Raw genomic sequence first — 20,450 nt, 5'->3', positions numbered from 1 at the left:
CCTTCAGGAGAGATCGTCCTCCGTGTAGTACTCGGAGTCGATGAGCACTTCCTCGTAGTTGTCGATCGTCACGATGGTCGACTCGAGCAGGTACGACGGCACGATCTTCTCGCCGTTGTCGTACGACTCGGTGTCGTTCACCTCGGGCTCCTCGCCGTGCAGGACCGAGTCGACCATGGCCACGGCCTGCTCGGCGAGCAGTCGCGTGTCCTTGAAGATCGTCGAGTACTGCTCGCCGGCGATGATCGACTGCACCGAGCCGACCTCCGCATCCTGGCCGGTGATGATCGGCAGCGCGTCGGTCGAGTAGCCGCCCGACGTGAGCGCCGAGATGATGCCGATCGACAGGCCGTCGTAGGGGGACAGGACACCGTCGAGCTTCGTGTCGCCGATGATGGTGAGGATGTTCTCCATGCGGTCCTGCGCCGTCTCGGGCAGCCAGCGGAGGATCGCCGCCTGCTCGAACTCGGTCTGGCCGCTCGGGACCTCGAGCACGCCCTCCTCGATGAGGGGCTCCAGGACGCTCATCGCGCCGTCCCAGAAGAACGTCGCGTTGTTGTCGTCCGGGCTGCCGGCGAAGAGCTCGACGTTGAGCGGGCCGGCGACGTCGGTGCGCTCGCCGTTCTCGTCGAGCACGCCCATGCCGATCAGCAGGCTCGTCGCCTGCTGCACGCCCACCTGGAAGTTGTCGAACGTCGTGTAGTAGTCGACGTTCGGCGTGCCGTTGATGAGGCGGTCGTAGGCGATGACGGGGATGCCGGCGTCGCCTGCCTGCGTCAGCACGTCGGTGAGCGTGGTGCCGTCGATCGAGGCGATGATCAGGGCCTCAGCGCCCGAGGAGATCATGTTCTCGATCTGCGAGACCTGGGTGGGGATGTCGTCGTTCGCGTACTGCAGGTCGACGGAGTAGCCCATCTCCTCCAGCTGCGCCTTGACGTTGTCGCCGTCGGCGATCCAGCGCTCCGACTGCTGCGTCGGCATGGCGACGCCCACGATCTGGCCGGAGCCGCCGGGCTCCTGCGCCCCGTCGGACGCAGCCGGGTCGGCGGTGCCGCCACGGCCGCAGCCGGTCGCGACGAGCGCGATCATGCCGGCAGCAGCGACAGCGCCGAGGATGCGGTGCTTCTTCACTGTGGTTCCTTTCATGGGGTGCCGCGATGCGGCGGGGTAGGTGCGGCCGTTCGGCCGCGGGAAGGGTCCGGGCCTCAGCCCAGGCCCTGTGCGAGTCGGTGGTAGGCGGCGTTCCAGCGCACCTCGCGCTCGAACCCCTCCGTGGTGGTGGCCTCGTCGATGGCGAGGAACTCGATGCCCGACTGCCGGGCGAGCTCGCGGAAGGCGTCGATGCCGACCTGGGTCGACATCACGGTGTGGTGGGCGGCGCCGGCGGTGAGCCAGGCGTTGGCGGAGGTCGCCAGGTCAGGAGCGGGACGCCACACGGCGTGCCCGACCGGGAGCTTGGGCATCGGCTCGGGCAGCGCGACCGTCTCGACGGCGTTCGCGACCATCCGGAAGCGCTCGCGCATGTCGCTCAGCGCGACGACCACGGCGGGGCCCGGGTCGGCGGTGAAGACGAGCCGCACGGGGTCGTCCTTGCCGCCGATGCCGAGCGGGTGCACCTCGAGCCGCGCGCGGGCCGTCGTGAGGCTCGGGCTCACCTCGAGCATGTGCGCGCCCAGGATCACCTCCTCGCCCTCGACGAGGTGGTACGTGTAGTCCTCCATGAGGCTCGCGCCGCCGGGCAGCCCGGCGCCCATGTGGGCGGCGGCGTGCACGAGGATCGCCGTCTTCCAGTCGCCCTCGGCGCCGAAGCCGTAGCCGTCCGCCATCAGGCGCTGCACGGCGAGCCCGGGCAGCTGCGGCAGCGAGCCGAGGTCCTCGAAGCTCGTCGTGAAGGCCCCGAAGCCGCCGTGCTCGAGGAAGCCGCGCAGACCGACCTCGATGCGGGCGCCGTCGAGGAGCGACCGGTGCCGCTCGCCGCCGGGCAGCAGCTCGTCGGCGACGTCGTAGCTCGCCACGTACTCGTCGACGAGCGCGGCGACCGCTGTCTCGTCAGCGGCAGCCACCGCATCCGCGAGCTCGGTGACGCCCCACGTGTTGATCTGCGTGCCGAGGCGGATCTCGGCCTCGGTCTTGTCGCCCTCGGTGACCGCGACGAAGCGCATGTTGTCGCCGAAGCGCGCGACCTTGAGCGAGCGCATCGCGGCGGTGCCGAGCGCGGCGCGCGACCACGTGCCGACCTGAGCGCGCACGCGCGGCGCGGATGCGTGGCCCACGACGATCGTGCGGGGCACGCCGAGCCGCGCGGCGAGGTAGCCGAACTCGCGGTCGCCGTGCGCCGCCTGATTCAGGTTCATGAAGTCGAAGTCGATGTCGCCCCACGGCAGCGCCACGTTGTGCTGGGTGTGGAGGTGCAGCATGGGCTTCGCGAGCGCCTCGAGGCCTGCGATCCACATCTTCGCGGGGCTGAACGTGTGCATCCAGGCGATCACACCGATCACCGAGTCGTCCGCGTTCGCCTCGAGCGCCGCCCGGCGGATGGCGTCCTGGGACGTGAGCACCGGCCGCCACTCGATCGTGACGGGGATCTCGGCCGCGTCGGCGAGCAGCGCGGCGACCTCCTGCGACTGCTCGGCGACCTGCGCGAGCGTCTCCTCGCCGTACAGCCCCTGGCTGCCGGTGAGGAACCACACGGTCCGCGTCGCGGGGTCGGGGATGATGCTGGTCACTGGGTGTCCTTCACGGAGGGAGCCTCCTGCTGGCCGTACACGTGCTGGTAGCGATCGAAGAGCGAGTCGATCGCGGCGGGGTCGATGGGGAGCGTCGCGCCCCCCGCGCGAGCGATGTGCATGGTGCGGGCGACGTCCTCGCACATGACGGCCGCCTTCACCGCATCGCGGGCGTCGCGACCGATCGTGAACGGGCCGTGGTTCTGCATGAGCACCGCGCGCGAGCGGTGGCCGGTCAGGGTGTCGACGATGCCCCGGCCGATCGAGTCGTCGCCGATGATCGCGAACGGGCCGACCGGGATCTCGCCACCGAACTCATCCGCCATCGCCGTGATGTGGCACGGGATCGCCTCGCCTCGCGCCGCCCACGCGGTCGCATACGTCGAGTGCGTGTGCACCACCCCGCCGACCTCCGGCATGTGGCGGTAGACGTACGCGTGCGCGGCGGTGTCGCTCGAGGGCGAGCGGTCGGAGCCCTCGGAGCCCGGCACCACGGTGCCGTCGAGGTCGCACAGGATCATCGACGCCGGCGTCAGGTCGTCGTAGTCGACGCCGGAGGGCTTGATGACGAAGAGGTCCTCCCCCGGCACCCGGCCCGAGACGTTGCCGCCGGTCCAGACCACGAGGCCGTAGCGCACGAGCTCGGCGTGCAGAGCCGCGACCTGCTCGCGGACGGCCGCGATGGCCGCGTCGCGGCTCACGCGCGCACCTCCGCGGGCTCGGTGCTCGCGACGCGCGCGGCGCGCTTGATCGCCTTGAGGCGGCGCATGACCTCGCTGCCGCCGCGACCGAAGTAGTCGTGCAGGGCGAGGTACTCGCGGTAGAGCGCGTCGTAGGCCTCGCGGTCGGGGCCGGGCACGTAGGCGTCGTGCTCGACGTTGCCCATCGCCTCGCCGGCGGTGACCGTGTCGGGGTAGGCGCCGGCCGCGACCGCGGCGTGGATCGCTGAGCCGAGCGCGGGGCCCTGCTCGCTCGCGATGACCGAGATGGGCATGCCGAGCACGTCGGCGTACGTCTGCATGAGGTGGCGGTTCTTCAGCAGGCCGCCGGCCGCGAAGAAGCGCTCGACGGGCACGCCGGCACCGTTGAACGCCTCGACGATGACGCGGGTGCCGAAGGCGGTGGCCTCGACGAGCGCGCGGTACAGCTCCTCGGGTCGCGTCGTGATCGTGGTGCCGACGACCAGGCCCGAGAGGCTCGCGTCGACGAGCACGGAGCGGTTGCCGCCCAGCCAGTCGAGGGCGATGAGGCCGTGGGCGCCGACCGGCTCGGCCCACGCGAGCTCGGTGAGGTGCTCGTGCACGCTCCGCCCCGCCGCTCGGGCCCCCTCGTGCAGCGCGGGCGGCACCTGGTTGGCGACGTACCAGGCGAGGATGTCGCCGACGCCCGACTGGCCGGCCTCATACCCCCACAGACCGGCGACGATGCCGCCGTCGACGACGCCGCACATGCCCGGCACCTCGGTGAGGGTCTCGCTCGACATGACGTGGCACGTGCTCGTGCCCATGATCGCGAGCATGTCGCCCGGCGCCGTCGCCTTCGCCGCCGGGGCGGTGACGTGCGCGTCGACGTTGCCGACCGCGACCGGGATGCCGGCGGGCAGGCCGGTCAGGGCCGCGGCCTCGGCGGTCAGCGTGCCCGCGGCCGAGCCGAGCTGGCCGATCTCGGCGTCGAGCTTGTCGGCGAAGTCGGCGAACCCGGGGTTCAGAGCGCCGAGGTACTCGGGGCTCGGGTAGGCGCCGTCCTGCAGGATGCCCTTGTAGCCGGCCGTGCAGGCGTTGCGCACGTAGCGTCCGCAGAGCTGCCAGACGATCCAGTCGGCCGCCTCGACCCAGCGGTCGGTCATCGCGTAGACCTCGGGGTCCTCCTCGAGGATCTGCAGCGCCTTCGCGAACTCCCACTCGCTCGAGATGGCGCCGCCGTAGCGGGCGAGCCACGGCTCGCCGCGCTCGGCTGCGAGCGCGTTGATGCGGTCGGCCTGGCTCTGCGCCGCATGGTGCTTCCACAGCTTCGGATACGCGTGCGGCCGCTGCGCGAGTCCGCCCACGCGGCAGAGCGGCGAGCCCTCGGCCGTGACCGGCATGGGCGTCGAGGCGGTGAAGTCGGTGCCGATCGCGATGATCGAGTTCGGGTCGACGCCGGATGCGCGCACGGCGGCCGGCACGGCGCGGCGCAGCACCTCGAGCCAGTCGTTCGGCTCCTGCAGCGCCCACTCCGGGGGCAGCCGCTCGCCGGTCGCCGGGAGCCGGTCGTCGATCACGGCGTTCGCGTACTCGTGCACGGCCGTGCCGAGCTCTGCCCCGTCGCTGACGCGGACGACGACCGCCCTGCCGCTCAGGGTGCCGAAGTCGACCCCGATGACGTGCTGGTCGGGCGCCGTGCTGCCGCCCGGCTGGCTCTGTGCATCCATCGCTGACTCCGTTGTCGCTGTCGTGAGGCGCCACCGCACGACGGTTGCCGCGCTGCAGTGGACGCCACTGTATGCGAAACGGTCACAACGGCGCCACTCCGTGATCGAATCGTGACCTTCCGATCACGAGGCGCGCCGACTAGCGGGAAGGCGGGGCCGTGGACGCGCGCACGATGAGCTCCGGCGGGATGCGCTGGTGCACGAGCCCCGCGCGGCCGGCGAGGTCGTCGAGCAGGATCCGCATCGCGGCGGCGCCGACCTGCTCGAACTCCTGCCGCACGGTCGTGAGCGCCGTCGGGTAGTGCGCGGCCTCGGGCACGTCGTCGAAGCCGACGATCGAGACGTCGCCGGGCACCGTGAGTCCCGCATCTCGGCACGCGTGCATGAGACCCAGCGCCATCTGGTCGTTGCCGACCACGATCGCGCGAGCGCCCCGCTCGAGCAGCGCGGCACCGATCGCGTAGCCCGAGTCGGGGCTCCAGTCCCCCACCATCGTGCCGGCCGCCTCGATGCCGAGCTCGGCCGTGCGCTCCGCGAAGCCGCGCGCTCGCGCCGACGCGTCGATGGAGCCCTGGGGGCCGCGCAGGTGCCAGAGGCTGCGATGCCCGAGCCCCGCGAGGTGGTCCACCGCCATCCGGCAGCCGAGGCGCTGGTCGATCGCCACGCTGTGGCCGAAGGCGAGCCCGGTGGGCTCGAGCGTCACGTACGGCACCCCGACCGACAGCTGCCCGAGGGCCTCGAGCATCGCCGTCTCGGCGACGCTCACGACGAGCGCGTCGACGCTCGTCTCGCGCAGGAAGTGCAGGCCCGCGGCGAGGTCGTCGACGCTGGGCGTCGCGGCGTTCGTGAGCACGATCCGATACCCGGCGTCGCGCGCGGCGGTCTCGATCGCGATCTGCTGCGTCTGCGGGCCGTAGTCGGTCGTCGGCAGGGTCAGCAGGCCGATCGCCTGCGAGCTGCGGCGCACGAGCGCGCGGGCGGCGGCGTTCGGCCGGTAGCCGAGCTGGGCGATGGCCGCCTCGACCCGCGCCAGCGTCTCCGGGCGGACGTTCGGGTGCCGGTTGAGTGCGCGCGAGACCGTCTGGTAGCTGACGCCTGCCACCGCCGCGACGTCGCGGATGTTCGGCCGCCTGGTGACCTCGCTCGCCATCGCGCCTCCGTCGGTGTTGCCGTGCTCCCCTTCAGCATCCCACGGGCGTGACCGTTTCGCCTCCGGGTGCCATGGAGTCGGGAGCCTCAGCCCTCGTCGTCGACGAGCTCCTCGAGTCGCGTGAGCGTGTCCTGCCAGCCCTCCCGGATCGACTCGACCTCGTCGAGCGCGGCGGTCTGCGTGACGCGGATGAGCGTGCCGCCCTCCTGCTCGGTGAAGTCGATCGTGACCAGCTGCTCGTACTGCCGCGCGTCCTCGTCCCCGCCCTGCCACAGCCACGTCTGCACGATCCGCCGCCCCTCGTCGAGCTCGAGGTAGCGGCCCTGCACGCCGAAGCCGCCGCTCGACGTGCGGATGCGGTACCAGCCGTCCTCGCGCGCGTCGACCTCGTAGCGCGCGTCGTCGAACATCGGCCACCACCAGCGCTCGAGGCCCTCGGCCGTCGTCCACAGCGGCCACACCGCATCCGCCGTGGTCGTCACGAAGGCGTCGATCTGCGCGCGCTCGACGTCCGGGTCGATCTCGTCAGCGGTCATGCGGCAACGCTATCCGGGGGTGATGCGCCCCGCACTATCGTGGACTCGGTCGGCGCGGAGGTGCGCCCTGAAGAGAGGCCCCTCATGCCAGCCCTCACCGCTTCCGACGGCCTCACGAGGTCCGAGCGGCTCGACCGCCTGCCGTTCACGCCCAAGCACGGGCGGCTGCTCGGCACCGCCGGCATCGGCTGGGCGCTCGACGCCATGGATGTCGGGCTGATCTCGTTCGTCATCGCCGCGCTCGCGCAGCAGTGGAGCCTCACCGCGACCGAGACGAGCTGGATCGCGTCGGTCGGCTTCGTCGGCATGGCCATCGGCGCGACGGTCGGCGGGCTGCTCGCCGACCGCATCGGCCGCCGCAGCGTCTTCGCGCTCACGCTCATCGTCTACGGGCTCGCGACCGGCGCATCCGCCCTCGTCGGCTCGCTCGCGGCGCTGCTCGTGCTGCGCTTCGTCGTCGGGCTCGGGCTCGGCGCCGAGCTGCCGGTCGCGTCGACGCTCATCAGCGAGTTCGCGCCCAAGCGCATCCGCGGCCGGGTGGTGGTGTGGCTCGAGGCGTTCTGGGCCGTCGGCTGGATCGCCGCGGCGGTCATCGGCACGTTCGTGGTGGGCGCCTCCGACGACGGCTGGCGCTGGGGGCTCGCGATCGGCATGGCGCCGGCCATCTTCTCGATCGTCGTGCGCTGGGGCATGCCGGAGTCGGTGCGGTTCCTCGAGGCGAAGGGCCGTCTGCCGGAGGCCGAGCGCACCGTGCGACGCTTCGAGGAGGCGGCCGGCATCGAGGCGCCCAGCCGACTGCCGGACGTGCCGGCCCGGCCCGCGTCTGTCGCGTCATCGGACGCGTCGGCCGCCATGGACGCGGCGCCGCGGGTGTCGATCTGGTCGCGCGAGCTGCGCCGGCGGACGCTCGCGCTCTGGGTGGTCTGGTTCTGCATCAACTTCTCGTACTACGGCGCGTTCATCTGGATCCCGACGCTGCTCGTGGCCCAGGGCTTCTCGCTCGTGCGCTCGTTCGAGTTCACGCTCATCATCACCGTGGCGCAGCTGCCCGGATACGCGGCATCCGCGTTCCTGATCGAGAAGTGGGGCCGGCGACCGACGCTGACGGTCTTCCTCGTCGGGTCGGCGCTCGCGGCCGCCTGGTACGGCACCGCCTCGACCGAGGCGATGATCATCGCCGCGGGCTGCACACTGTCGTTCTTCAACCTGGGCGCGTGGGGCGCGCTCTACGCCATCGGGCCCGAGCTCTACCCAACCAACGTGCGCGGCACCGGCACGGGTGCGGCGGCCGGCTTCGGCCGCATCGCGTCGATCCTCGCGCCGCTCGCGGTGCCCGTGCTGCTCGGCATCGGCGGCTCGATCGCGCTCTTCGGCGTCTTCGCCGCGGCGTTCGCGATCGCCGCGATCGCGGCCTGGACCATCCCGGAGCGCCGCAACCAGCCCCTCGAGTAGCCGGGTGGAGGGCGGGGTCAGGCCTCGGGGTCGCGGCGCGCGCCCTGCGAGGCCTGCACGGCGAACACGACCGGGCGGGCGTGGCCGGCGGCCACCACGGCATCCGCCACCGCCGCGCCGATGCGCGCCGACTCGGATGCGTCGACGAGCGCGATCGCCGCGCCGCCGAAGCCGCCGCCCGTGAGCCGCGCGCCGAGCGCGCCGACAGTGACGGCGGCATCGACGGCCGCGTCGATCGCCGGCACGGAGTCCTCGAAGTCGTCGCGCTGCGAGACGTGCCCGTCGGTGAGGATCGGCCCGATGTCGCGCGGCCGCCCCTCGCGCACGAGCGCGGCGACGCGCGCCGCGCGGTCGGTGTCGGTGACGATGTGCCGCAGGCGGCGGTGCACGTGCGGCGGCATGCGGTCGGCCCACGACTCGATCTCGTCGACCGCGATCTCGCGCAGCGTCGTCACGCCCGCGATGCGCGCGGCCTCCTCGCACTCCCTGCGCCGGTCGCCGTAGCCGCCGGTCGCGTGGTCGTGGCGGACGAGCGAGTCGATCACGAGGATCTCGAGCCCGGCCGCCTCGAAGCCGAGCGGCACCTGCTCGGCCGTCTCGGCGCGGAAGTCGAGCAGCACGGCGTGGTCGCGCTGCGCGAGCAGCACGGCCGACTGGTCGAGCGTGCCGGTGGGGGCGCCGACGACCTCGTTCTCGACCAGCTGGCCGAGCCGCACCATCTCGGTGCGCTCGATGCCGAGCTGCCAGAGCTCGTCGAGCGCGACGAGCGCCGCCGACTCGAGCGCGGCGGAGGACGAGACGCCCACCCCGACGGGCACGTCGCTCCAGACGAGCGCGTCGAAGCCGGTGCCGCCGATCCCGAGCTCCCGGCGCAGCACGTGCACGACGCCCAGCAGGTAGCGGCTCCAGCCGGTCGCCTCCCCCGCGGTGGCGAGCGTCGCCGTGACGATGCCCCCGCCCTCGTCGGCGTGCGCCTGCGCCGAGTCGGTCGCGACCCGCACGACATCGTCGTCGCGGAGCCGCACCGCGACGCGGGTGCGGCGGTCGATCCCGAACGGCAGCGCGAGGCCGCCGTTGTAGTCGGTGTGCTCGCCGATCAGGTTGACGCGACCGGGGGCCGACCAGATGCCGTCGGGCTCGGCACCGAAGGCCGTCGCGAACGCCTCACGCACGGGCGGCTCCGGTGCCGGTGCCGGCCGTCAGCGGCTCGACCGGGCGTGACTCGTCGGCCCTCGCGATCGCGTCGCGGAGGCGGGCGGCGCCGTCCTCGGGGCTGATGTCGGCGACCCAGGCGCCCATCGCCGCCTCGGAGCCGGCGAGGAACTTCAGCTTGTCGGCCGCGCGGCGCGGGCTCGTCACGTGCCACGACAGCCGCACGTCGTCGCGGTGCTGCGCGACCGGCGCCTGCAGCCAGCCGGCGATGTAGGGCAGCGGGGCGTCGTACAGCGCGTCGAGGCCGCGCGCGATGCGCAGCGTGAGCACCGCGAGCTCGTCGCGCTCGGCGTCGGTCGTCTCGGCGAGGTCGGGCACCTGCCGATGGGCCATGAGCTGCACCTCGACCGGCCAGCGCGCGGCGAACGGGACGAACGCGGTGAAGTGCTCGCCCGCGACCAGCACGCGCGGACCCTCGCGCTCGCTGTCGAGGACGTCGGCGAACAGCCCCGGCCCGTACGCCTCGACGGAGGCGGCGATGCGGCGCATGCGCTGCGGCACGTAGGGGTAGCCGTAGATCTGGCCGTGCGGGTGGTGCAGGGTGACGCCGATCTCGACGCCCCGGTTCTCGAACGGGAACACCTGCGCGATTCCCGGCACCGCCGAGAGCGCCCGTGTGCGCTCGGCCCACGCCTCGACGACGGTGCGAGCGCGCAGCGTCGACTGGGTGCCGAAGGAGCCCTCGTGGTCGGGGCTGAAGCAGACGACCTCGCAGCGGCCGATCGCCGGCCGCGCCGCGCCGATCGCGATCCGAGCGGCATCGTCCGCGGCGTCTGCGGCCGGCAGGTCGGATGCCGTCCCCGGCCCGAACGACGGCGACCGGTTCTCGAACACGGCGACGTCGTAGTCGTCGGGGATCTCGCTCGGATTGGTGGGCGACTGCGGGGCGAGCGGGTCGAACTCCGCCGGCGGCAGGTGCACGCGGCCCTGACGCGCGGTCGCGACCGTCACCCACTCGGCGCTCAGCGCGTCGAAGCGCATCGTGGGCGTCGCGGGCCGCGGCTCGAGGGCGCGGCTGTCGGCACGCCGCTCGCGCACCGGCGTGCCGGCGTCGTCGAAGTAGACGATCTCCCGCCCGTCGGCGAGGCGGTCGGAGGTCTGACGGATGCCGGTCACGCGGACCATCCTGCACCAGCGGGGGGTGCGCGACCGCATCCGTCACTGCAGCGAGGCGAGCGCCTCCAGCAGGTCGGCGATCTGGTCGTCGGAGTCCTCGAGCCCGACCGAGAGGCGCAGCAGGTCGTCCGGCACCGCGAGCTCGGTGCCCTTGACGGAGGCGTGCGTCATCTCGGACGGCAGGCAGACCAGGCTCTCGACGCCGCCGAGCGACTCCGCGAGCTGGAAGACGCTCGTGCGCCGCACGAGCTCGAGCGCCGCCTGGTGACCGCCCGCGAGCTGCATCGACACCATGCCGCCGAACCCGCGCATCTGCCGCACCGCGAGCTCGTGCTGCGGGTGGTCCGGGAGCCCCGGGTAGTGCACCGCGGTGAGCGCCGGGTTGCCGACGAGCGCCTCGGCGACCGCCTGCGCGTTGCTGCAGTGCCGGTCCATCCGCACCGCGAGCGTCTTCAGCGAGCGCGAGGTCAGCCACGCGTCGAAGGGGCTGTTGACGGCGCCGACCGCGAACTGCTGGAACGCGATGCGGTCCGCCAGGTCGGCGTCGGCGGTGATGAGCGCTCCGCCGACGAGGTCGGAGTGCCCGCCGATGTACTTGGTCGTCGAGTGCACGACGACGTCGGCGCCGAGCGTGAGCGGCTGCTGCAGGTAGGGGGTGGCGAAGGTGTTGTCCGCGAGCACGATCGCGCCGGCCCCGTGTCCGATCTCGACCAGCCCGGCGATGTCGGCGACCTTCATGAGCGGATTCGAGGGCGTCTCGACCCACAGGATGCGCGTGTTGGGCCGCATGGCGGCGCGCACGGCGTCGAGATCGGATGCGTCGGCGGTGGTGATCTCGACGCCCCAGCGCGCGTGGATCTGGGAGACGAGGCGGTGCGTGCCGCCGTAGACGTCGTTGCCCATGAGCACGTGGTCGCCGGGCTGCAGCACCGCGCGCAGGAGCGCGTCCTCGGCGGCGAGGCCGGAGCCGAACGTGAAGGCGTGCGTGCCGCGCTCCAGGCTCGCGAGCTGCACCTGCAGCGCGTCACGCGTGGGGTTGCCGCCGCGCGAGTACTCGTAGCCGTCGCGGAAGCCGCCGACGCCGTCCTGCACGAAGGTCGACGTCATGAAGATCGGTGGGATCACGGCGCCGGTGCGCGGCTCGAAGGACTGGCCCTCGTGGATCGCGCGCGTCGAGAAGCCTCGGTTCGAGGAGTCGGTCACGGTCATGCCTCCTTCGCGAGGTAGGTGAGCAGGTCGGTGCGGGTGATGACGCCCGCGGGCTTCGCCTCGTCGAGCACGAGCAGCGCGTCGGCGTCCTTGAGGGCGGCGCGCAGCGCATCCACCGACTCCGAGATGCCGATCTGCGGCAGCCGCGGCCCGAGGTGCTTCGCGACGGGGTCGGCGAGCTCGGCGCGCTCGGCGAAGACGGCGTCGAGCAGCGAGCGCTCGTCGACGGCGCCGGCCACCTCGCCGACCACGACGGGCGGCTCGGCGGTGAGCACGGGGAGCTGGCTGACGCCGTACTCGCGCATGATCTCGATCGCGTCGTGCACGGTGTCGGCGGGATGCGCGTGCACGAGCGCGGGGACGGCAACGGTGCCGTTCGGGCCGGCCTTGCCGGTGAGGACGTCGCGCACCGTCTCGCCGCCATCCGGTCCGGCGAAGCCGTAGGAGCGCATCCACGCGTCGGAGTACACCTTCTGCAGGTAGCCGCGGCCGGAGTCGGGCAGCAGCACCACCAGCACGGCGTCGGCGGGCAGGTCGCGGGCCACGCGGAGCGCCGCGACGACGGCCATGCCGCTCGAGCCGCCCACGAGCAGCCCCTCCTCGCGCGCCAGCCGGCGCGTCATCGCGAACGACTCGGCGTCGTTCACGGCGATCACCCGGTCGACGACGCTCGGGTCGTAGTTGCCGGGCCACATGTCCTCGCCCACGCCCTCGACGAGGTAGGGGCGGCCGGTGCCGCCCGAGTAGATCGAGCCCTCCGGGTCGGCGCCGATCGTCGTGACGGCGCCGTCGGACGCGCGCTTGAGGAAGCGCGAGGTGCCGGTGATCGTGCCGCCTGTGCCGACGCCCGCGACGAAGTGCGTGATGCGGCCGTCGGTGTCGCGCCAGATCTCGGGGCCGGTGGTCGCCTCGTGAGCCGCGGGCGCCGCGGGGTTGAAGAACTGGTTCGGCTGGTAGGCGCCCTCGATCTCCTCCGTGAGCCGGTTGGCGACGCCGTAGTACGACTCGGGGCTGTCGGGCGCGACGGAGGTGGGCGTGACGACGACCTCCGCACCGTACGCGCGCAGGGTCGAGCGCTTGTCCTCGGAGACCTTGTCGGGGCAGACGAAGACGCAGCGGTAGCCGCGCTGCTGGGCGACGAGGGCGAGGCCGACGCCGGTGTTGCCGCTCGTCGGCTCGACGATCGTGCCGCCGGGGCGGATGAGCCCGCGCTCCTCGGCGTCGAGGATCATCGCGAGTGCGATGCGGTCCTTCACGGAGCCACCCGGGTTGAGGAACTCGACCTTCGCGAGCACCGTCGCGGCGATCCCCTCGGTGACCTTCGAGAGCCTCACGAGCGGGGTGTCGCCGATGGTCTCGAGGATCGACTCTGCGTAGCGCATCGTGCCTCCTGACTGCCGATCGAGCCTACCGGCCCCGCCCCGGGGCATGCCCCGTCGCAGCAGGGTGGCGAGCGGGCAGGATGGGGGCGTGGACGCCAAGCGTGAGCTCGTGATCGAGCGGGTGCTGCGCTGCGTCGAGCAGGTGCCTCCTGGGCGCGTCGCCTCGTACGGCGCGATCGCCGCCGTCTGCGGCATCGGGCCGCGGCAGGTGGGCTCGATCATGAAGGCCTACGGGCACGACGTCAGCTGGTGGCGCATCACGAACGCCGCGGGCGACCTGCCGCCCGGGCTGCTGCCGCGGGCACTCCCCCACTGGGACGCGGAGGGCATCCGGGTGAAGCCGAACGGGCTCGGCTGCCGCTACGCGGACTTCGTCGTCGACGCGGATGCGCTCGCGCGCGCGTGGCGGACGGCGATCGCCGACCTGCCGGACCCGGACGCCGTCGACGCATCCGTCTGAGCCTCGGTCAGCCGCGCGCCTGCTGCGCGAACAGCGTCGCGTAGGTGCCGCCGCGCGCGAGCAGCTCGTCGTGCGTGCCCTGCTCGACGACCTGGCCGGCGTCGATGACGAAGATGACGTCGGCGTGGCGGATGGTCGAGAGCCGGTGCGCGATCGCGAGCGTCGTGCGGCCGCGGGCAGCCTCGTCGAGCGCGGCCTGCACGATGCGCTCAGAGACGGTGTCGAGCGCGCTCGTGGCCTCGTCGAGCACGAGCACCGCGGGATCCTTCAGAAGCACGCGCGCGATCGCGATGCGCTGCTTCTCGCCGCCGGAGAGGCGGTAGCCGCGCTCGCCGACGATCGTGTCGTAGCCGTCGGGGAAGCGGTGGATCGTGTCGTAGATGCTCGCGGCGCGGGTGGCGGCGTCGAGCTCGTCGTCGGTCGCATCGGGCTTCGCGTAGCGGAGGTTCTCGGCGATGGATGCGTGGAACAGGTACGGCTCCTGGCTCACGATGCCGATGTTGTCGGTGAGCGCGTCGGGGTCGAGCTCGCGCACGTCGACGCCCGCGAAGCGCACGGCGCCCGCGGTCGCCTCGTGCAAGCGGGGCAGCAGGTAGCCGATCGTGGTCTTGCCGGCGCCGGAAGGGCCGACGAAGGCGGCGAAGGTGCCCGGCCGCAGCTGGAACGAGACGCCGTCGAGCGTGGCCCGCTCGCCGTCCTTCGCGTCGGGGTAGTGGAACTCGACGTCGTCGAACTCGACCTCGCCGAGCCGAGCGGGGTCGAGCGGCTTCGGGTCGGCGGGCGGCTCGATCGCGGGCTTGAGGTCCATGTACTCGAAGATGCGCGCGAACAGCGCTCCGGAGGTCTGCAGGTCGAGCGCGACCCGCAGCAGTCCCATGAGCGGCATGAGCAGTCGCGCCTGCACCGTGGTGAACGCGACGAGGGTTCCTGCGGTGACGCCCGCATCCCCACCGGTGATGAGGAAGCCGGCGATGAGGTAGACGACCGCGGGCAGGATGGAGATGAAGATGGAGACGAGCGCGAAGAACGTCTGGCCGCTCATCGTGAGCCGCACCTGCAGATCGATCTGGCGGTCGTTCTCGGCGCGGTAGCGGTTCGACTCGTCGGCCTGGCGTCCGAACGCCTTCGCGAGCAGGATCCCCGACACCGACAGCGACTCCTGCGTGATGGCCGTCATGTCGCTCAGCGACTCCTGCGTCTTCGTGGCGATGCGCGCGCGCACCTGGCCGACGCGGCGCTGGAGCAGCACGAGCAGCGGCGTGAGCAGCACGGCGACGATCGTGAGCTGCCACGACAGGATGAGCATCGTCACGAGGCTCGCGATGACGGTGACCGTGTTGCCCACGACCGACGAGACGGTGTTCGAGAGCACGTTCGCGACGCCGCCGACGTCGTTCTGCAGTCGCGACTGGATGACTCCTGTCTTCGTGCGGGTGAAGAACGCGAGCTCCATGCCCTGCAGGCGGTCGAACAGGGCGTTCCGGAGCTCGCCCATCACCCGGTTGCCGACCCGCGAGGTGATCCAGGTCTGCCAGACGCCGATCAGGTTGGCGGCGATCAGCAGCGCCACCATCGTGCCGACCAGCACCCACAGCAGCTGCAGGTCGGGGCCGCCCTCCTGCGGGAAGAGCGCCTCGTCGAACACGCGCTGCGTCAGCAGCGGCGGGAACACCGAGATCGTGGCGACGACGATCACGAGCACGATCGTGAGGATGAGCGCCGGCTTGTGCGGCGCGAACAGCGCGACGATGCGCCTGCCGAGGTCGGGCACGTCCGGCGCGTCCGCGTTCGCCGCCTTCTGCGCCGCCTCGTCACGCATCGCCACGCGCCCGCCGCGGCCACCCATCATGCTCATCGGGTCAACCGTAGCGCCGGGCGGGGACGCGGATCGCCGCGTGCGGTCCACGCGTGCGGGCGCGGTCTCACTGTCCCGCGGCGACCACCGCCATCAGGGCCGGAAGCCGAGCCCAGCCGACGCGAGCGCCGCCCGCAGGATCGCGACAGCCTTCGGCCCGACGCCGTGCAGCGCGAGCAGGTCGGCCTCGCGCCACTGGGCGACGTGCTCGAGCGTCGAGACGCCCTGCTCCCGCAGCGCGCGAGCAGCGGGCCGGCCGATGCTCGGGAGGTCACCGGCGGGAGACGGCGGATGCGTCGATGCCATGCCGTCGATCATCCCGCCGACGACGAAGGGCCGCACCCTCTCGGATGCGGCCCTTCGTGGTGGTGCGGGAAGGCTACTTGACGGTGACCGTCGCGCCGACCTCTTCGAGGTCAGCCTTCGCCTTCTCGGCGTCCTCCTTCTTGGCGCCCTCGAGCACCGTCGCGGGTGCACCGTCGACGAGTGCCTTGGCCTCGCCGAGGCCGAGGGACGTCAGCGAACGGACGACCTTGATGACCTGGATCTTGCTCGAACCGGCGGCCTCGAGGACGACGTCGAAGTCCGTCTTCTCCTCGACCTCCTCGGCGGCAGCAGCAGCTGCGGGGGCAGCGGCGGCGGCGACCGGGGCGGCGGCGGTGACCTCGAAGGTCTCCTCGAACGCCTTCACGAACTCGCTGAGCTCGATGAGGGTGAGCTCCTTGAACTGCTCGAGCAGCTCGTCAGTCGACAGCTTTGCCATCGTCTTCTCCTTGTTTCTGGTTCAGACCGGGCCTATTCGGCCGCGGACTCCTGCTTGATCCGCAGCGCGTCGACCGTGCGAACGGCCTGTGCGAGCGGAGCGTTGAACATGTAGGCAGCGCCGAAGAGCGAGGCCTTGAAGGCACCGGCCAGCTTGGCCAGCAGCACCTCACGGGACTCGAGATCGGCGAGCTTGTTGACGTCGTCGGCCGTGAGCGGGTTCCCGTCGAAGAAACCGTCCTTGACCACGAGCGCCGGGTTCGCCTTGGCGAAGGCACGCAGCTCCTTCGCGACAGCGACAGGGTCGCCGTGCACGAATGCGATCGCCGACGGGCCGACAAGCGACTCGTCGAACGCCGAGATGCCGGCGTTGTTGGCTGCGATCTTGGTGAGCGTGTTCTTCACCACGGCGTACGTTGCGTGCTCACTGATGTTGCGGCGCAGCGTCTTCAGCTGGCCGACGGTGAGACCGCGGTACTCGGTCAGCAGAACGGCGTTCGAGGTCTCGAAGAGGTTCGAGAGCTCGGCGACCGCAGCTTCCTTGTTCGCCATGGTGCTCCTTGCGTCGTTGCTGGCTTCCCTGGCTCGAACATGAAAAGAGCTCCGGCGCACGCGCACGGAGCTCGACCCTCGACGGGGTGTCACACCTGCGCGGGACGTCGCTCCTGGGCGAGCCTTCGACTGCTGCACGCCCTTCCGAGCACGCACCAGCGACCAGCGGTCTTTGGTATGGGATCAGACTACGGCATGGCGGATGCACGACGCAAACCGGTCACGGCGCCTCACCGCGATCCGGGGTGGTCTGGACCTGCGCCGGGTGGCCGCGCCGCGCATCCGACCCCGCGTTCCATCGGGGCAGCCGCACGGTGAACGCGGTGCGGCCGGGCCGGCTCTCGAGGTCGATCGAGCCGTGGTGCGCGTCGACGAGCGCCCGCACGATCGCGAGCCCGAGCCCCGATGAGCCGGTCGCTCGCGAGCGCGACGAGTCGCCGCGGGCGAAGCGCTCGAAGACGGTGCGCTGCTGGTCGAGCGGGATGCCGGGACCGGCGTCGACGATCTGCAGCACCGCATCCGGACCCTCGGCACGCAGCGTGACGTCGATCGCGGTGCCTTCGGGCGTGTGCACGCGCGCGTTCGCGAGCAGGTTGGCGATCACCTGCTGCAGCCGCAGCGCGTCGCCCGCGACCGTCAACGGCTCCCCCGGCAGCTCGAGCGCGATCGGATGCGAGCGGCCGGCCGCCTGCGCGTCGGCGACCGACTCGACCACGAGCAGCGACAGGTCGACCTCGCCCTGCTGCAGCTCGCGGCCCTCGTCGAGCCGGGCGAGCAGCAGCAGGTCGTCGACGAGCGCCTGCATGCGGACGGCCGCCGCCTCGATGCGCTCGAGCGACTCCCGGGAGTCGGGCCGCAGGTCGCCGTCGTGCTTGCGCGTCACCTCCGCGTAGCCGCGCACCGCCGCGAGCGGGGTCCGCAGCTCGTGCGAGGCGTCGGCGACGAACTGGCGCACGCGCTTCTCGCTCGCGGAGCGCGCGTCGAACGCCTCCTGGATGTGCGTGAGCATGCGGTTCATGCTCTCCTGCACGCGGCCGACCTCGGAGGCGGGCTCCTCGATGCGCACGCGGTTCGTGAGCTGCGCGTCGCCGGAGGCGAGCGGCAGCTGCGAGATGCGCTCGGTGGTGGCGATGACGGCGGTGAGCGGCCGCAGCGCGCGGCGGATGATCATGTCGCCGAGCATCAGCACGATCGTGACCGCGGCGAAGGCCGACACGGCGATGACGAACGCGAGCGCGGCGAGCGTCTGGTTGGTGTCGGAGAGCGAGAGGCCGACGATCACGCGCACGTCGTTGCCCAGGTCGTGCGCGATCACCCGGTAGGTGCCCCCGCTCGGGAGCGCCTCGTTGACGATGCCGCCGGCCTGCGTCGAGATGACGGCCGCCTCGTCGAGCTCACTGAGGCCGCGCTGCTGCCCGCTGCTCGTGGTGGTGAACGCCTGCACCAGCCGGTCGCCCTGCTGCACCGCGATGAGGGTGCCCGCCGGCACTCGCGGGTCGAGCGACGCCTGGGTGCCGGTCGAGAGGAACCGCTCGACGTCGACTGCCGTGCGCTGCGAGATCTCCGTCAGCTGCTCGTCGACGCGCGTCTCGAGCACGACGCGCATCGTCATGACGCTCGCGATCGCGACGGCGGCGGTGAGCAGCGCGAACAGCGCGACGACGACCACCAGCAGCCGTCGCCGCAGCGACCACGACGACGGGTTCTGGATGCGCCTGGCCTGGTGGTTCGACGTGTCAACGGTCACGGGCGCCGGGCTCGGTTCACGCAGGAGCGCTCACTCGGCGGCGCGCAGCTGGTAGCCCACGCCGCGGACGGTGTGGATCATCGGCGGGCCGAGCGTGTCGATCTTCTTGCGCAAGTACGAGATGTACAGCTCGACGACGCTCGCCCGGCCCCCGAAGTCGTACGACCACACGCGGTCGAGGATCTGCGCCTTCGAGAGCACCCGACGCGGGTTGCGCATGAGGTAGCGGAGCAGCTCGAACTCGGTGGCGGTGAGGTCGACCTGCTGGCCGCCGCGGCGCACCTCGTAGGAGTCCTCATCCATCATCAGGTCGCCGACCCAGAGCACGCTCGACTCCTCGGCGGTCTGCGCGGTGCGGCGGATGAGCCCTCGCAGCCGCGCGACGACCTCCTCGAGGCCGAACGGCTTCGTCACGTAGTCGTCGCCGCCGGCGGTGAGCCCGGCGACGCGGTCGTCGAGCGAGTCCTTCGCGGTGAGGAAGAGGACGGGCACGTCGAAGCCCGCGGAGCGGAGGCGCTGGAGGACGGTGAGTCCGTCGATGTCGGGGAGCATGATGTCGAGCACGACGGCGTCCGGGCGGAACTCGCGAACGGCCTGCAGCGCCTGCTGGCCGTTGGCGGCGGTCTTCACGTCCCAGCCCTCGTACTTGAGGCCCATGGCGACGAGGTCGGCGAGGCTCTGCTCGTCGTCGACGACGACGACGCGGATGGGGGATCCGTCCGGGCGCGTGAGGCGGGGCTGCGCACGCAGCTGCTGCTGAGCGGTATCGGTCATGCCATCCATTCGGCCAGAGTCTCCTGTGGGTAGATCCGACCGTACTCTGTGGACTTCCTGTGTGCTTGCAATCACGTTCGGTAGGGCGTCAGACGGATGCGTCCGGCAGTGCCCGCGTGAAGCGTCCGGTCGCGAGCCAGTGCCGGAGCCTGGCGACGGAGACGCGGGTGTAGTCCTCCGCCTGGGCACGGAGGTCGGCGGTGGTCGTCACGAGCAGGCTGTTGGCGAGCAGCAGCTGGCGCGCGGCCACGAGCGCCTCGAAGTCGGCCGGGCCGATCCGCGGCAGCGGCGCGACCTCGGCGTAGCCCTCGATCATCGACTCCTCCTGCACCGGGTCGTCGGCGCGCAGGTAGAACGCCGAGATCGCGAGATCGAGCGCCGGCAGCCCGAGCCCGGCGTCGTCGAAGTCGAACACCGCCAGCCGCCCCTCGCGCCACTTCAGGTTGCCGCCGTGGAGGTCGGCGTGCAGCGGCCGCAGCCGCGCGCCGCGATGCAGGCGCTCGAAGACCTCGCCCGTCCGCGCACGGGCGAGCGTGAGCACCGAGCGGTCGTCGGCTGACAGTCCTGGGGCGCGATCGAGCGCGTCCTCGTCGCCGAACAGCGGGATGTCGAAGCGCGGCAGCGCGCCGCCGGGCGGCAGCGACCATCCGGCGGCATGCGCGTGGAGGGTCGCCATCGTCCGTCCGAGCGCGCGAGCGGCGTCAGCCGTGAGCGCGTCGGCATCGTCGCCGTCGAGCCAGCTCGCGATCGTGACGAGCGCTGCGCGACCGAGCACCGGCGCATCCACCTCGACGGCCCAACGGTCGTCGGGCGTCCGCAGCGGCACCGGCACGACCACGTCGGTCTGCTCGGCGATCGCGCGCACCCACGCCTGCTGGGCGAGCGCATTCGCGAGCGTGCTGTGCGAGTTGGTGCCCACTCGCAGCGCGAACCGGCGCCCGTCGGCCGCGTCGACCGCGAACGTGGTGTTGTAGGCGTGCAGCACGACCTCCATGCGCTCGACGTCGAGGCCGAACGCGTCGGCCGCGCGCAGCGCGATCGGGCGCAGCGCATCGATCTGCTCGGCCTCGCTGCGCTCGTCGTAGCGGTCATCCACGCCGCCATCCC

19 protein-coding genes are annotated in these 20,450 nt (G+C 72.1%); 2 read left to right on the top strand and 17 right to left on the bottom strand.

All coding sequences use genetic code 11. The features are described from left to right. Positions 1–3: 3 nt before the first annotated feature. The 6 genes from chvE to ACLQ21_RS07165 all read right to left on the bottom strand — a co-directional run bounded on the left by chvE (position 4) and on the right by ACLQ21_RS07165 (position 6,822). On the bottom strand, positions 4–1,131 hold the full coding sequence (gene chvE / locus ACLQ21_RS07190; protein ID WP_425662572.1) for a multiple monosaccharide ABC transporter substrate-binding protein: 1,128 nt from the start codon (positions 1,129–1,131) through the stop codon (positions 4–6). A gap of 74 nt (positions 1,132–1,205) precedes the next feature. Then, the gene (gene araA / locus ACLQ21_RS07185; RefSeq protein ID WP_425662571.1) at positions 1,206–2,726 is read right to left on the bottom strand and encodes an L-arabinose isomerase; all 1,521 of its coding nucleotides are present in this window, start codon (positions 2,724–2,726) and stop codon (positions 1,206–1,208) included. Then, on the bottom strand, positions 2,723–3,427 hold the full coding sequence (locus ACLQ21_RS07180) for an L-ribulose-5-phosphate 4-epimerase (protein ID WP_425662570.1): 705 nt from the start codon (positions 3,425–3,427) through the stop codon (positions 2,723–2,725). The genes araA and ACLQ21_RS07180 overlap by 4 nt, the downstream gene beginning before the upstream one ends. After that, positions 3,424–5,136 carry a ribulokinase gene (araB, locus tag ACLQ21_RS07175; RefSeq protein WP_425662569.1) on the bottom strand — a complete coding sequence of 571 codons (1,713 nt, stop codon included), beginning with the start codon at positions 5,134–5,136 and terminating at the stop codon, positions 3,424–3,426. Before araB ends, ACLQ21_RS07180 begins: the two co-directional genes overlap by 4 nt. A 139-nt stretch (positions 5,137–5,275) precedes the next feature. Next, positions 5,276–6,286, bottom strand: coding sequence for a LacI family DNA-binding transcriptional regulator (locus ACLQ21_RS07170; protein WP_425662568.1), 1,011 nt, complete (start codon positions 6,284–6,286; stop codon positions 5,276–5,278). An 86-nt stretch (positions 6,287–6,372) separates the two neighbouring features. Then, a complete protein-coding gene (locus ACLQ21_RS07165) occupies positions 6,373–6,822 on the bottom strand; it encodes an SRPBCC family protein (RefSeq protein WP_425662567.1) in 450 nt (149 codons plus the stop codon). 84 nt (positions 6,823–6,906) lie between these two features. Between ACLQ21_RS07165 and ACLQ21_RS07160 the strand changes: the two genes are divergently transcribed. Then, entirely contained in the window at positions 6,907–8,274 is a 1,368-nt protein-coding gene (locus ACLQ21_RS07160; RefSeq protein ID WP_425662566.1) for an MFS transporter, read from the top strand. A 17-nt stretch (positions 8,275–8,291) separates the two neighbouring features. Here ACLQ21_RS07160 and galK read toward each other — a convergent pair whose 3' ends face one another. The 4 genes from galK to ACLQ21_RS07140 are packed head-to-tail and all read right to left on the bottom strand — an operon-like array spanning position 8,292 to position 13,193. Then, positions 8,292–9,446, bottom strand: a complete 1,155-nt coding sequence (galK, locus tag ACLQ21_RS07155; RefSeq protein ID WP_425662565.1) for a galactokinase — start codon at positions 9,444–9,446, stop codon at positions 8,292–8,294. Then, positions 9,439–10,602 (bottom strand): galactose-1-phosphate uridylyltransferase, encoded by a 1,164-nt coding sequence (gene galT, locus ACLQ21_RS07150; protein ID WP_425662564.1) that lies wholly within the window; start codon positions 10,600–10,602, stop codon positions 9,439–9,441. Before galT ends, galK begins: the two co-directional genes overlap by 8 nt. A 42-nt stretch (positions 10,603–10,644) precedes the next feature. Beyond that, positions 10,645–11,805 (bottom strand): cystathionine gamma-synthase, encoded by a 1,161-nt coding sequence (locus tag ACLQ21_RS07145; protein ID WP_425662563.1) that lies wholly within the window; start codon positions 11,803–11,805, stop codon positions 10,645–10,647. 2 nt (positions 11,806–11,807) lie between these two features. Continuing rightward, a complete protein-coding gene (locus tag ACLQ21_RS07140) occupies positions 11,808–13,193 on the bottom strand; it encodes a cystathionine beta-synthase (RefSeq protein ID WP_425662562.1) in 1,386 nt (461 codons plus the stop codon). A gap of 88 nt (positions 13,194–13,281) precedes the next feature. Here ACLQ21_RS07140 and ACLQ21_RS07135 point away from each other — a divergent pair, with 88 nt between their 5' ends. Next, positions 13,282–13,653: an MGMT family protein gene (locus ACLQ21_RS07135; RefSeq protein ID WP_425662561.1), complete on the top strand. Its 372-nt coding sequence runs from the start codon at positions 13,282–13,284 to the stop codon at positions 13,651–13,653. 7 nt (positions 13,654–13,660) lie between these two features. Here ACLQ21_RS07135 and ACLQ21_RS07130 read toward each other — a convergent pair whose 3' ends face one another. From ACLQ21_RS07130 to ACLQ21_RS07100, 7 genes are all read right to left on the bottom strand, one after another. After that, positions 13,661–15,508, bottom strand: a complete 1,848-nt coding sequence (locus ACLQ21_RS07130) for an ABC transporter ATP-binding protein (protein WP_425662560.1) — start codon at positions 15,506–15,508, stop codon at positions 13,661–13,663. A 93-nt stretch (positions 15,509–15,601) separates the two neighbouring features. Further along, positions 15,602–15,814, bottom strand: a complete 213-nt coding sequence (locus ACLQ21_RS07125) for a helix-hairpin-helix domain-containing protein (RefSeq protein WP_425662559.1) — start codon at positions 15,812–15,814, stop codon at positions 15,602–15,604. A 73-nt stretch (positions 15,815–15,887) separates the two neighbouring features. Continuing rightward, positions 15,888–16,271: a 50S ribosomal protein L7/L12 gene (gene rplL / locus ACLQ21_RS07120; protein WP_425662558.1), complete on the bottom strand. Its 384-nt coding sequence runs from the start codon at positions 16,269–16,271 to the stop codon at positions 15,888–15,890. A 32-nt stretch (positions 16,272–16,303) separates the two neighbouring features. Continuing rightward, on the bottom strand, positions 16,304–16,822 hold the full coding sequence (gene rplJ, locus ACLQ21_RS07115; RefSeq protein ID WP_425662557.1) for a 50S ribosomal protein L10: 519 nt from the start codon (positions 16,820–16,822) through the stop codon (positions 16,304–16,306). A gap of 220 nt (positions 16,823–17,042) precedes the next feature. Then, positions 17,043–18,569 carry a sensor histidine kinase gene (locus tag ACLQ21_RS07110; protein ID WP_425662556.1) on the bottom strand — a complete coding sequence of 509 codons (1,527 nt, stop codon included), beginning with the start codon at positions 18,567–18,569 and terminating at the stop codon, positions 17,043–17,045. A gap of 30 nt (positions 18,570–18,599) precedes the next feature. Continuing rightward, positions 18,600–19,343: a response regulator transcription factor gene (locus tag ACLQ21_RS07105; protein WP_164877027.1), complete on the bottom strand. Its 744-nt coding sequence runs from the start codon at positions 19,341–19,343 to the stop codon at positions 18,600–18,602. Between the two features lie 88 nt (positions 19,344–19,431). Next, the gene (locus tag ACLQ21_RS07100) at positions 19,432–20,439 is read right to left on the bottom strand and encodes a phosphotransferase enzyme family protein (RefSeq protein WP_425662555.1); all 1,008 of its coding nucleotides are present in this window, start codon (positions 20,437–20,439) and stop codon (positions 19,432–19,434) included. Positions 20,440–20,450: the final 11 nt, after the last annotated feature.

Source organism: Agrococcus sp. DT81.2, assembly GCF_049844935.1.
Classification (GTDB): Bacteria; Actinomycetota; Actinomycetes; order Actinomycetales; family Microbacteriaceae; genus Agrococcus.
This window is presented reverse-complemented; position numbering and strand designations above follow the sequence as displayed.

Excerpts from the sequence above, each read along its gene's own strand:
- ACLQ21_RS07165 (WP_425662567.1), bottom strand. The coding sequence starts at position 6,822 with ATGACCGCTGACGAGATCGACCCGGACGTCGAGCGCGCGCAGATCGAC.
- araB (WP_425662569.1), bottom strand. The coding sequence starts at position 5,136 with ATGGATGCACAGAGCCAGCCGGGCGGCAGCACGGCGCCCGACCAGCAC.
- ACLQ21_RS07130 (WP_425662560.1), bottom strand. The coding sequence starts at position 15,508 with ATGAGCATGATGGGTGGCCGCGGCGGGCGCGTGGCGATGCGTGACGAG.
- ACLQ21_RS07160 (WP_425662566.1), top strand. The coding sequence starts at position 6,907 with ATGCCAGCCCTCACCGCTTCCGACGGCCTCACGAGGTCCGAGCGGCTC.
- ACLQ21_RS07170 (WP_425662568.1), bottom strand. The coding sequence starts at position 6,286 with ATGGCGAGCGAGGTCACCAGGCGGCCGAACATCCGCGACGTCGCGGCG.
- ACLQ21_RS07140 (WP_425662562.1), bottom strand. The coding sequence starts at position 13,193 with ATGCGCTACGCAGAGTCGATCCTCGAGACCATCGGCGACACCCCGCTC.
- rplL (WP_425662558.1), bottom strand. The coding sequence starts at position 16,271 with ATGGCAAAGCTGTCGACTGACGAGCTGCTCGAGCAGTTCAAGGAGCTC.
- ACLQ21_RS07105 (WP_164877027.1), bottom strand. The coding sequence starts at position 19,343 with ATGACCGATACCGCTCAGCAGCAGCTGCGTGCGCAGCCCCGCCTCACG.
- ACLQ21_RS07125 (WP_425662559.1), bottom strand. The coding sequence starts at position 15,814 with ATGGCATCGACGCATCCGCCGTCTCCCGCCGGTGACCTCCCGAGCATC.
- rplJ (WP_425662557.1), bottom strand. The coding sequence starts at position 16,822 with ATGGCGAACAAGGAAGCTGCGGTCGCCGAGCTCTCGAACCTCTTCGAG.